At 69.0% G+C, this 12,482-nt stretch carries 8 protein-coding genes; 4 read left to right on the forward strand and 4 right to left on the reverse strand.

Going from position 1 to position 12,482, the window contains the following annotated elements:
- Positions 1-33: 33 nt before the first annotated feature.
- The 3 genes from IM660_RS04620 (at position 34) to IM660_RS04630 (ending at position 6,193) form a co-directional block, all read left to right on the forward strand.
- Entirely contained in the window at positions 34-2,334 is a 2,301-nt protein-coding gene (locus IM660_RS04620) for an FdhF/YdeP family oxidoreductase (RefSeq protein WP_193498235.1), read from the forward strand.
- Between the two features lie 209 nt (positions 2,335-2,543).
- Positions 2,544-5,570, forward strand: coding sequence for a tandem-95 repeat protein (locus IM660_RS04625; RefSeq protein WP_193498236.1), 3,027 nt, complete (start codon positions 2,544-2,546; stop codon positions 5,568-5,570).
- A 5-nt stretch (positions 5,571-5,575) separates the two neighbouring features.
- Positions 5,576-6,193: a TetR/AcrR family transcriptional regulator gene (locus IM660_RS04630; protein ID WP_193498237.1), complete on the forward strand. Its 618-nt coding sequence runs from the start codon at positions 5,576-5,578 to the stop codon at positions 6,191-6,193.
- A gap of 39 nt (positions 6,194-6,232) precedes the next feature.
- On the opposite strand, the gene IM660_RS04635 is transcribed toward IM660_RS04630, so the two are convergent.
- From IM660_RS04635 to IM660_RS04645, 3 genes are read right to left on the reverse strand one after another with little or no spacing between them, the layout of a single operon-like run.
- The gene (locus IM660_RS04635) at positions 6,233-6,832 is read right to left on the reverse strand and encodes a hypothetical protein (protein WP_193498238.1); all 600 of its coding nucleotides are present in this window, start codon (positions 6,830-6,832) and stop codon (positions 6,233-6,235) included.
- 20 nt (positions 6,833-6,852) lie between these two features.
- A complete protein-coding gene (locus IM660_RS04640) occupies positions 6,853-7,557 on the reverse strand; it encodes a hypothetical protein (RefSeq protein WP_193498239.1) in 705 nt (234 codons plus the stop codon).
- A complete protein-coding gene (locus IM660_RS04645; RefSeq protein WP_193498240.1) occupies positions 7,554-9,098 on the reverse strand; it encodes a leucine-rich repeat protein in 1,545 nt (514 codons plus the stop codon). The genes IM660_RS04640 and IM660_RS04645 overlap by 4 nt, the downstream gene beginning before the upstream one ends.
- Before the next feature lie 126 nt (positions 9,099-9,224).
- On the opposite strand from IM660_RS04645, the gene IM660_RS04650 reads away from it, so the two are divergent.
- Complete coding sequence (locus tag IM660_RS04650) at positions 9,225-11,828, forward strand: LuxR C-terminal-related transcriptional regulator (protein WP_193498241.1); 2,604 nt, start codon at positions 9,225-9,227, stop codon at positions 11,826-11,828.
- A 5-nt stretch (positions 11,829-11,833) separates the two neighbouring features.
- Here IM660_RS04650 and IM660_RS04655 read toward each other — a convergent pair whose 3' ends face one another.
- On the reverse strand, positions 11,834-12,454 hold the full coding sequence (locus IM660_RS04655; RefSeq protein ID WP_193498242.1) for a TetR/AcrR family transcriptional regulator: 621 nt from the start codon (positions 12,452-12,454) through the stop codon (positions 11,834-11,836).
- Positions 12,455-12,482: the final 28 nt, after the last annotated feature.

Here is a 12,482-nt window from a genome sequence, read left to right on the forward strand (position 1 = left end):
CGTTAGGCTCACGGCAACGGTACGGGAGGCACCATGGCACGAGCACCAGAGCACGGGATCGACGAGTCGGAACTCCGGGTCGGAAACCCGAAGCAATCGGCCGCCGGAGTGCCTGGCGTGCTGCACGCGATGGAATCCGCCCTGGATCAGATGGGGCCGGTGCGCACCGCGAAGACGCTGCTCGCGGTGAACCAGACCGACGGTTTCGACTGTCCCGGCTGCGCCTGGCCCGAAGCCGAGAAGCGACATACCGCAGAGTTCTGCGAAAACGGGGCCAAAGCGGTGGCCGAGGAGGCCACGAGGAGGCGCGTTCCGCCGTCGTTCTTCGCCGAGCACTCCCTTGCCGATCTCGCCGAGAGAGATGACTACTGGCTCGGCCAGCAGGGTCGCCTGACCCACCCGATGGTGCGGGAGGAGGGTGCCACCCACTACCGGCCGATCTCCTGGGACGACGCCTTCGACCTGATCGCTGAGGAGCTGGGTGCCGGCGAACCTGATCAAGCGATCTTCTACACCTCCGGCCGCACCTCCAACGAGGCGGCGTTCCTGTACCAGCTGATGGTCCGCGGCCTGGGGACGAACAACCTGCCGGACTGCTCGAACATGTGCCACGAGTCCTCCGGGGCGGCGCTCACCGAGACCATCGGCATCGGCAAGGGGTCCGTGAGTCTGGCCGATGTGGAGAACGCCGAGCTGATCCTGGTGGCCGGGCAGAACCCGGGTACGAACCATCCTCGGATGCTCTCCGCCTTGGAGAAGGCGAAGGCCCGCGGGGCGGTGATCGTTGCCATCAACCCACTGCCCGAGGCCGGGCTCGGCACGTTCCACAACCCGCAGAGCCTGCGGGGGGTGACCCGAGGCACGCGGCTGGCGGACGACTTCCTGCAGATCCGCCTCGGTGGGGACCAGGCGCTGTTCCAAGCACTCGGGGCTCTGTTGATCGAGGCCGGCGCCCTTGATCACGAATTCCTCGTCGATTCGGTTGCTGGGTTCGACGCCTACGCCGACCATGTGCGTCACCTCGACTGGGACGACGTGCTCACCGCTACCGGGCTGACCCGCGCGCAGATCGAGGCACTGGCCGACCGGCTGATCGGCTCCGACGCCACGGTGGTGTGCTGGGCGATGGGGCTCACCCAGCACCCGCACGCCGTGGCCACGCTGCGCGATGTGGTGAACGTGCTGCTCCTGCAGGGCAACATCGGCAAGCCAGGAGCGGGCGTGTGCCCGGTGCGCGGGCACTCGAACGTGCAGGGTGATCGCACCATGGGGATCTTCGAGAAGATGCCCGAGTCGTTCCTTTCGGCGTTGGATCGGGAGTTCTCCTTCATCGCGCCGCGTGAGCACGGATACGACACGGTGGCCGCGATCGAGGCGATGCGTGATGGCAAGGCGCGGCTGTTCATGGCGATGGGCGGGAACTTCCTGCGCGCCACCCCGGACACCGCGCTGACTGAGGCTGCCATGCAACGGATGGCCTTCACGGTTCAGGTATCCACGAAGCTGAACCGGTCGCACGTGATCACGGGGCGGCGGGCACTGATCCTGCCCGCGCTCGGACGTACGGACCGGGACGTGCAGGCCAGTGGTCCGCAACGGGTCACCGTGGAAGATTCCATGAGCGCGGTGCACGCCTCGTCCGGGCGGCTGGAGCCGCCGTCGGCGCACGTGCTCTCCGAGGTGAGTATCGTCTGCCGGCTCGCCGAGCGAGTGTTTCCCGACGGCGGCCCTTCCGCTGGCAACGCGAGTCGCCCCGGCGGTGTGCCTCAGGTGGACTGGCGAGCGCTGGAGGGCGACTACCGGCTGATCCGCGACCACATCTCCCGCGTGGTGCCGGGCTTCGAGGACTACGAGTCGCGCATCGACGAGCCGGGCGGGTTCGTGCTGCCGCACCCGCCGCGGGATACCCGTTCGTTCGCACTTCCTGGCGGGAGAGCGGTGATGACGGCAAACGCACTCGAGTACCCGCGGGTGCCCGAGGGCCGGTTGCTGCTGCAGACGATCCGCTCACACGATCAGTTCAACACCACCATCTACGGCAAGGACGACCGGTACCGGGGGATCACCGGCGGGCGGCGGGTGGTGTTCGTGCACGACGATGACCTCGCCGAGCGAGGGCTGGCCGATGGGGACATGGTCGACCTGATCTCCGAGTTCAACGGGACCGAACGCCGGGCGGAGGCGTTCCGCGCCGTGGCCTACCCGACCGCGCGCGGGTGCATCGCCGCCTACTTCCCGGAGACGAATGTGTTGGTTCCGGTGGACTCCTATGCCAGGACCTCCCGCACACCGGCGTCGAAGTCGGTGGTGGTGCGGCTGGAGCGCAGCCGCTAGCACAATCGCTCGTCAATCTGGTCGCTGGGCCACGCCGACGTTTCTCGTCATTGTGGCTGGGCGGCGGTCGTGGTGGTGCACCAGAGACAGCCTGGGTGACTTCCCGGACTGGCGGGACTAGCCAGATCGACGAGGACCTGCTGTGCGGTGAACGATTCGTTGAACGATGAAACTGTACGGTTTCGTTCAATTGAGGTAGCGTGCCCGCTATGACGCGATCTGTCGTGCCCCCTTCCGCGCCCGGCTCCGCCCGATCCCGCCGATCCCGCGAGACGCTGACCGTCGCTGCCACGGCTGCGCTGGCGGGAGCCCTGCTGACGGCGCCGGCCAGCGACGCGGTCGCCGAGACTGTTGTCTCCCAATCCTCGGCGGAGGGGATCGCGCTGGCCGGAGGTGCCGCCGATTCGGCGACAGTCGACGTGACAGGCGCGAGCGGTTCGATCCGTTCGGTCGAGATCCGAGTTTCGGACCTGGCCCATTCCAACCCGGGCGACCTCGAGATGAGCCTGACGTCACCGGCCGGCACCCAGATCGGGCTCCTGGGATCCTGTTCAGGGAGCTTCGAAGTCACAGAACTCGACCTGCGCTTCGCTGCTAAGGGCACGCCGCTCACCGAGTACGCCTTCCTCCACACCGCAATCCAGCCCATCGCCCCCACCGCCTGCACTGGAACTCTGCCCACCGATCTGACCGCCCTCGTCGACGAGGACCCGAACGGCACCTGGACCCTCACTGCGCAGTCGGCGGCCGCCACCGGATCGATCGAGAGCTGGACGCTCGATCTCGTCACCGGCGAGGCGCCACGGATCGCCTACACCACCGGGCTCGACAACCCGCTCGTCGTCGACGCCTCGGCCTCACTGCTCTACCACCGTCCCACCCTGACCGCGCCATTCACGGTCACCGCGCCACCCAGCCACGGCAGCCTCAGTCTCGACGTCAGCGCTGGCGGCTTCACCTACGCCCCGGACGCTGGGTACTCCGGCCCCGATGTGTTCAGCGGCACTGACTCCGATGGGACCCCGTTCACCGTCGACCTCACAGTCGCACCCTCTGGGGTCGAGGGCGGCACCACCCGGATCGCGGCCTCGACCACCCCGTTCGAGCTCGGGGTGGGGGGCTCGATCGGTTCCTCGCCCACCTCGACCGCGATCGATGTCGACGGCGGCGCGCAGGTGGTCGCGGAGGCGGAGATCACCCTGGTGGGGTTCGAGCATGAGCTGCTGCGCCACGTGATGGCCGCGGTCGAAACGCCGGATGGCACGGCCTCCACACTGACCGACAACTGCGGCGACGATTACTCCATCTCGGGCGATATCACCTTCGCCGACGGCGGCGTCCCCCTCCCGGATGGCCTCACCGGAACGCCCGGTGAACTCACCAGCGGCACCTACGCGCCCCAGCGCTGCATCTTCCCCACGAGCGCCCAGCCGGGTATCGGCGAGATCACCGATGTGGGCTTCGAGCCGCTGATGGCCACACCCGCTGACGGTGACTGGGAGTTCTACCTGTACGACGACGGCCCGGGGGCTGAGGGGACAGTGGCCGGATGGCTCCTACGGCTGGTGACTCTCGACGAGGGCGACGTCGCGCCCGCCACCGATCCGGCGCCGCACGTCTTCCGCACGAGGCCGCAGACACCGCTGTACGTCGACGGCTCCTCCACCTCAGTCGCTATCGACGCCCCGGTGGAGGAGATCGCCTCGATCGACGACGAGGCCACCGCCGGTGAGGTGACTTTCGACGATGCCACCGGAAGCTTCGCCTACAGCCCCGCGGAGGACTTCGCCGGAGTGGACACGTTCGACATTCACACCACCGACACCATGACCACCGTGGTCGTCGTCGTCGACGGGGTGCCCGGCCCGAACCTGCGCACCTACGTTGCCGACGACGGCCGCGGTCTGAGTATCCCCAGCTCCGGTTCGGTCGAGCAGAGCCTGACGATGACCGATCCCGACAACCCGCACGCCCCGGACCTCGCGCCCGCCTCGATCGTCGACGTCTCCGCGACGCTCGTCGGGTTTGAGCACAGTTACCCCACGGACCTCATCGTCACCCTGCAGAACGGGTCGCGGTCTGTCCAGCTGCTACGTCACTGCGGCAGGGGCGGGTTTGAGGTCGAGGACCGCGTGATCGAGTTCGCCGATGGCGCTCCGGCGGCTCCGAGTGACGTCGAGCTCGGGTCTGGCCGGTTCGCGCCCACCGTCTGCCTCGGCGAGTCCGAGGAACCCGGAACAGCTGCTACGTTCGGCGAGGCGTTCGCCGGGCAGAATCTGGTTGCCGACGGGCCCTGGACGCTACGTGTCGACGACCTCTGGGACTACGACGACGGTGCTGTGAGCTCCTGGCGGGTATCCGTGACCACCCAGATCGACCTCACCGTCGAGGATGGGCGCTTCATGACGCCCGAGGACACCGAGCTCACGATGCCGCTGCCGGGCGGACTGGCACTGCTGACCTCGGGGACGGCCGCGCCTGAGGCGACCTACGCCGTCGTGAGCGGACCTAAGCAGGGGACTCTCGATCTGGAGCCGGACGGCTCCTTCATCTACACGCCGGAGCCCGACTTCTGGGGCACCGCCTCCTTCACCGCGACCGCCTCGGCAGCCGGCCACACCACCGCCCCCGCGACGGTCACCCTTGATGTGCTTCCGGTCAACGACCCACCGGCCGCGACCGACGCTGCGTTCGAGGTGGTCGCTGGTGAGGCCTTGGAAGAGGATCTCACCGGCCACGCCAGCGACGTCGACGGCGACCCGCTGGCCTTCACTGTGGCGACGCCGCCCGAGCACGGCGCTCTCGAGCTCTCCGAGGACGGCTCGTTCACCTACCGCAGCGACGAGGGTTTCGCCGGCACCGACGAGTTCGTGTTCGCGGTCTCCGACGGCGTACCGGCGCCCTCTCCGTCGGGGAGCGCGGCACAGGCGGCAGAGATCGAGGCAGTCGGTGCGCAGGCGCGGGTCATCATCGAGGTGCTGCCCGCCGAGGCTCCCTCGCCCAGCGATCCCTCGCCCAGCGATCCCGCCGATCCTGATCCCACCGACTCGCACCCGACCGGGACCGGTGACCACCCCGACGCGCCGGGAACGAGCACCACGGGGGAGGTCGACCTCCCCAGCACCGGTTCGCCGGCATTCCCGATGGCTGCGCTGACGGCGCTGCTCCTGGCCGCCGGAGCGAGCGTTCTCCTGGTGCGGCGCCGGTCGGTGCTCGGATCGGACGTGCCAGACTGAGGGCCATGACCGGCGGAACGCGATCTCGTGGCGGTTCCCGCCCCGATCCCACCGTGCGTGACCGCGTGCTGAACGCGTTCCTCGACCAGATCACCGAGCGTGGCCTGGGGAACGTCTCGATGGATGCCATCGCCAAGGCTGCCGGCGCCTCGAAGGCGACGATGTACCGGCGCTGGCCGTCCAAGCGGGATCTGATCCTTGACGCCTATGCCGTGGAGTCGGCGCCCATCACGGACCTGCCCGAGAGCCTGACACTGCGGCAGTTCGTCGATCTGGTCTTCGCCGGAATCGACGAGCCGGAGGCTCGCCGCCGGAACCGGCAGCTCCTCGCTGAATTGCTCGCCGCGCTCGGCCACGACGGCGTCGCCCGGCAGATGGCCGTGGAGCGCCACCAGTTCTGGCGGCGGGTCCTGATCGATCTGATCATCCAGGCGCAAGACGAGGGACTGGTCCCGTCCGGCCGGGACCCGGCCCTGCTGGCCGAGACGGTTGCCGCGCTCACCACCCTCCGGCACCTCTATGCCGAGCAGTATGAGGGGACGGCGGAGACGGTCTGGCGGATGCTGACCGCCTCCGACCCGCTCGACCGGGCGACCTCCGATTCGCCCGACCGCACCGGGTAGCATCTCAGCCCGCCACGCGCCGGCCAGGCCCCCGATTGGTCAGCGGCAGGCGATCGTCTCGGCCGGAACCGGCAGATCGAAATCGACCGTCACGGTCTCGCTCTGGGTGAGGGCGTCCTGCAACGTCGCCACACCGCGCACGCTGGTGCCACCGGCATCGAGAGTGACCTCGTCCACGCTCTCCGGGGCGCCGAACACGCCTTCGGGTCCGGACCATGCGACGTCGTTATACGGCGCTCCGGCGATCTCTTCGATGTAGACGTCGATCTGGATCCGCTCGCCGTCGTGCTCGCCCAAGCCCTGGAGCTCCAGCTGCCGCTCCACCATCTCCTGCTGCAGCGGCTCGCAGTTGCGCAGTTCGGTGATCTCGTACTGGACATCGTCGACGGTCACGAGGCCGAGGACGGCCCCGGCAGCGTCCTGGCCCGCGCCGGCCTCCTCGGTGGGCTCGTCCCCAGCATCCTCTGCTGCTGGCTCATCCGCAGCCGGAGCATCCGCATCTTCCGTGCTCTCCGTCTCGGTGCCAGCGGGCTCGTCGGTACCGGAGTCAGCGGCAGGGGAGGTGCAGGCTGCCACGCTCAGTACCAGCCCGGTGATCAGGGCGGCTGCCGGCGCGTGGTGCGCGGTGGTGGTTCGCATCGATGGTCTCCTCAGGATTCTCACGGGCAGGTGACGGCGGCCACGAAGTCGCCCACCAACGGGTCCTCCGAGCCGGGCGTTCCGTCGAACGATCCGACGGCGGTCGCCTCGGTTCCGACCAGCCGGACCAGCGGGGTGGTGCCACTGCCCGACAGCCACTCGGTGTCGCCACCCTCGTCACGCTGGGCGGTCACCATGGAGTTGCTGTTCAACTCGCGTTCTGCCGTGCCGCCGACGAGGGAGAGGTTGACGTACTCGTCCTCCCACGCCCAGCCGACTCCGGAGCCGATCGTGCGGCTCCACCTCATTTCGGCGCGGCCGAGCGCGGTCTCTCCTTGGGCTGTCACCTCGAAGACGCCGGCGTCGGGGACGTCCTCGATCCGGCACTCCACGTCGTCGAAGTCGAGCCGGTCGCTCGCGAACTCGATGTAGGCGCTACCCGGCTCGGCGGCGTCGACGTCAGGGTGGAGGCTGTCGGCGAGGAGGACGTCGAGGTAGCCGCCCGCCGCTGCGGTGCCGGGCTCGTCCTCATCCTGCCCCGTGTCCCCGGACTGATCGGCGTCCTCGGACGGACCCTCGCCGGAGTCCTCGGCCACAGCACTACCCTCGGCCGGGTCATCACCCGGCTCCTGAGCCGGTGCGGCGTCGGAGCACGCAGCCAGCAGCGCCGCCATGGCAAGCGCGGCCGCGGACGGACCGGTCCGGCGGAGGGAGCGCGTACTCATCGACCCGTCTCCGTCATCGTGGTGACGCGCCGGCGAGCGAGTACGAGCAGCAGGGCCCCGAGCATCGTCAGCCCGGCGGCCGCCGCGAGCGGCTGTGACGTGGCGCCCGTGGCGGCGAGCGTGTCGCCGGTGGTACCTGTCGTCTCGGTGGATTCCGGACTCTGCGTCGGCTCCGGTGTGGGCGTCGGATCCGTGGTCTGGGTGGGCTCGGGCTCCACAGCTGTGGGGATCACCTCGATCACGACGGCGTCCGTCAGCTGGGTCTCGTGCGTTCCGGTGATCGTGTGCGCACTTGCCGTCGGGAATGTGACCTGGTCACCGTCCACCACGTCCGTGGCCACGTCGGAGGTGAACGTGGTCTCGGCCGTGACGTCACCCAGGGAGAGACCGTCGGCGTCGAAGCCCTCCGCAGTGAGCGTCACGCTATCTCCCTCGTCGACCTCGGTGGCCGAGGCGTGCACGACGATCGCGGCCAACTCGGGAGCGGGCTGCTCCCAGACTGCGGTCAGTGTGGCGTCGCCGTAGATCGGGTCTCCGGCAGACCACGCCTGCGCGTCGTCCTGCGTCCCGGCGTCCTCGATAGTCCACCCGGTGAACTCCAGGTCGGAGTGTGCGGGAGAAGGCAGGAGCGACTCGGGCACTGTGGTCCAGAGTGTTCCCTCGGTCAGCTCGCTCAGCGGGAGGAACAGCGGTGCCGGCATCGGTGTCCCTGCCGTCGGGTCGCTGAACTGGATCTCGACGTACGGTGAGGTTGCCAGTTCATGCCAGGTCGGCCACGTGAAGCCGCCGCTGGCTGCCTGGCCCTCGCCTTCGCGCCATAGGTGCTCGATCTGCGGACTCGTCTCGCTCTGTTCACTGGCGAAGGGGCTGTCACCGGTACTGGGCTCGGCGCCGAGGAAGAGCACGTTCTCCAGATCCGGATTGTCTCCGAACACCCCCGCCCCCAGGGACGTGATCGAGGCCGGGATGGTGAGCGTCTGCAGATTGTTGTGGGAGAACGTCTTGTCCCAGAGGGTGGTGAGCGTCTCCGGTAGAGTCACCGATGTCAGCGCGTTCCTGCGGAAGGCATGCTGTCCCAGGAACACGAGCTCGGGAAGGTCCACCGAGGTGAGGTTGTTGCTGATGAACGCGTAGCCTTCGATCCTGGTGACGGATTCCGGAAGGTCGATCTCGGTCAGATCGTTCATCCCGAACGCGTAGGGGCCAATGGTGGTGAGGCCGGCAGGCAGCGTCGCCGATGCGATGTCGGTGTCGCGGAATGCGGCCTGCGCAATCTCCACCACCGGAGCCGAGTTTCCGCCGATCGTGACCTCGTCCTGCAGGGCGACGTCCGGATGGGCCGGGTTCGTGGCCTCCGAGTAGGAGACGGCCACCGCGCCGGCCCCGGGGTTCCCCTCGACAGCGAGCTCATAGGTGACGCCGTCAACCTCGACGGTATCCGCAGCATGGGCCGCGGTGGCACCGGTGAGCGCCGCGACGGGCAGGAGCAGGGCTGCCAGAACCAGGCGTAGCCGCCTGATTCCTCGGTGACGAACGGACATGTGACCCTTCCTGAGAGCTTCGACTGCACGGGTGTCGAACACGATAGGTTGGGGTCGGCGAGACGGCGATGGTCAATGATTGACCATCGTCTGCGACGGGTGGGAGGGGATGGTGTGCGGGGCGCTTTGACGGTCACCTCGAACGGTGCCGGGCGGATATCGGAAGCGCTCGTCACCCAGCGAGCGGTGCTGCTGACCGGCCCCGCGGGGATCGGCAAGTCTCACCTCCTGCGAGTCATGGCCGCCGTGCTCTCCGAGGAGGGCAGGTCCGCGCCGTTGCTTTCGCCGAACAGTCTCGGCCGGGACATTCCGCTGGGTGTGTTCGCCGGAGTGCTCGATCTACCGGCGACGACGCTGAGCTCACCGATCGCCGTGATCGATGCCTTCTCCCGGCACCGTTCCTCCACTGTGCTGCTGGTGGACGACGTCGCTCACCTGGACGAGGCCTCGGCGTGGGTGGTGGCGCACCTGGTAGGCACCTCCCGGGTGAAGGCCGTGCTCACTGCCAGGTCGATGGACACGGTGCCCTCCGCCGTCCATGATCTCTACGACCGGGGCGAGCTGGTCCAGGCGAGTGTCGCTGAGCTCAGCGACGACGAGGCGACCGGACTCGCCACTGAGTATGCCGGGGGAGTGCTCACTCCCGCGGCGGGTGCCGCCGTGCTCACGGCGGCTCAGGGCAACGCGCTCCACCTGCGGGAGATCGTGCGCGGGAGCCAGGCAGACGGGCGCCTGGTACTGACCGAGCACGGCTGGGACCTGCAGGGTCAGCCAGCGCTGACCCCACGCCTGGCACAACTGATCGGTGTGCGGTTCGACGCGCTCGACGACGAGGCGCTTGAGGCGGCCTCCCTGATCGCCATTGCGGGCGAGTGCCCGGCCGAGGTGATCGATCCGGCGGCCCGCCGCACGCTCGCCCGCGCCGGTGTGATCGGGCCTGCCATCGACGGGTGGTTGCGGACGAGCCATTCGCTGGACGGGGAGTATCTGCGGTCGCGATCCTCGGCTGCGCTGTGGCGTGACTTGACCGCGGAGGCCATCGACGTGCTGCGATCGCCGGCTGCAGCCGCACGCCCGGACGCTGGCCGGCGTGCGAATTTGCTCGCCCTCGATCTCGGCCACGCCATGGACGAGGAGGCGGTGCTGCTCCTGGCTGAGCACGCTCTGGCCGCCTCCGACGAACACCTGGCGCTTCGCGCGGCGCAGGCCGTGCTCTCCCAGGACGACGCCTGCACGAGCGCACTCCGGATCGCCGGCCAGGCGTGCTCCGTGCTGGGCCGTACCAGGGAGGCAGACTCCTATTTCGAGGCGGCGCAGGCGCGGGCGCAGACACCGGCCGAGCGGTCGCTGGTCGCGTGGGCGCTGGCGAACCACCTCGGACTTCGCCATCACGATGCTCCGGCGGCGCTTGCCGTTTTGCGGCAGGCGCTCGCAGTGGTCAAGGATCCGGACCAGCAGGCTTCCTTGCAGCTGGCCGCAGGGCGTTGGGCCTCGGTGGCGGGTCTGAGCGCCGCGGCCCCTGCCCTCGAACCGGTTCCAGCGGCGAGTGGTGTCGAGGAGGCGATGGGGCTGGTCACCCTGGCCGTCGGTGGCGTGATCGCCGGTCCGCTGCAGGAGACCGGGCAACTGCTGAACCAGTTGCGCCGGGTACCCGCTGACGTTCTGTTAGCCACTCCGGGCGGAGCGATGCTGGGCGAGCTCGCAGGTGTGATGGCCCTGTCGTTCACCGGTGATGTCGTCGCTACCCGCGGCCGGCTTGAAGCCCTGCTGAGTGCGTCCGATGAGCTGCCACCCGAGGCTGTCGGGACCTGGGAGTACGCGCTGGGTTTCGTCGAGCTTCTCTCGGCGGATGCTGAGCGTTCCTACGAGCTCGCCGTTGCCGCGGCCCAGCACCTGGCCTGGCGTGACCCCGCGGGACTGCTCCCCGCGGCCCAGGCGCTCACTGGGGCGGCCGCGCTCGCGACCGCCCGCCAGGCGGAGTCCGTTCGTGCGTTCGATGCCGTCCCCGAGGCTGCGGGTGGAGACCCCAAGGTGGTCATGCTGCGGGCGTGGGCGGAGGCCTGGCAGGCCAAGTCCGACAGCCGGCCCGATCAGGCGGCGGACCTCCTCGTCGAGACTGCCCAGTGGCTGCTGACCGTGCAGCACACCTACTTCGCCGGGATGCTCGCCCACTGTGCGGTCCGGTGCGGGCGCCGGCTGGACGATGCGGCTGCGGTGCTGCACGCCGCGCACGCAGCCGCCGGTGGCGGCCTGCTGCAGATTCTCGAACGCCATGTCGAGGCGGTCCGCGCCGGCGACGTCGAGGCGCTGGGCACCGTGGCCGACGAGGCGTGCGAACTCGGCCTGGTGGTCACCACGATCGATACCTGGCTCGGTCTGGCCGACGGTGACGCCGACCTCGGTGAGCTGCGGGTGCGCCGGTTCCGGGCGACTGCGGAGCGACTGCGCGCCCAGCACCCCGGGGCCGCGTTGTGGCGTGCCGGTCCTGACCGGTCCCTGGTGCTCACCGCACGGGAGTTGCAGGTGGCCGAGATGGCGGCGCGCCGGTTCGCCTCGAAGGAGATCGCTGCGGCCAATGGGGTCTCAGTGAACACGGTGTCCAAGCAGCTCGCGTCCGTCTTTCGCAAGCTGGGAGTCTCCACCAGGTCCGAACTGCGGGAGTTGCTCGGTGAGGAGGGCTCAGCGCCCGCCGGGACGGCAGGGGCATTGGTGGGTCGCGCGGACTCCTGACACCCTTACTCCTGCACACCCTCATTCCTGTCTCCTCGGGCGAGCACGCCCGAGATGAGTAGTTGGACGAGCGTGGCGGCCTCGTAGCGGGAGTCGCTTGCAGCGCCGATGCAGAGGTTCCCGATCCCTTTGAGGACGTTGTACGCATCGACGTGCGATGCGGCGGCGTGGCGTGACTCGAGCGCCGCCTCAAGGAGTGAGCCGCAGACCGGGACGAGACGGTCGACGAAGTAGGCGTGCAGTGCATCGGCCTCGGAGTTGTCACCCTGCAGTGCGCCAGCGAGCCCGTGCTTGGTGACCAGGAACTCCACGAACAGCGCCGCCCACGCCCGCAAGGCCGCCTCGGGCGTGGGACTCTGCGCGAGCAGTTGCGGGCCAGCGTCTGCGCATGCTTCGACCTGGTGCCGGTACACCGCAACCACGAGCTCCGCACGTGTCGGAAAGTGACGGTAGATCGTCCCCACGCCAACGCCCGCCTTCGCGGCGATCTCCCGTACCGGAGCGTCGACCCCGGACGTCACGAACACCGCTGCCGCTGCGTCGAGCAGTGCCTGCTTGCTCTGACGCGGGCGACCCACCGGCCTGGCCGGTGCATCGCTCGACTGCTCTCTCTGTCCCTCAGTCATGAGTTCCTCCACGCGTACCTGACGCGAC

The sequence above is a fragment of the Ruania alkalisoli genome (genome assembly GCF_014960965.1).
GTDB classification, from domain to species: Bacteria; Actinomycetota; Actinomycetes; order Actinomycetales; family Beutenbergiaceae; genus Ruania; species Ruania alkalisoli.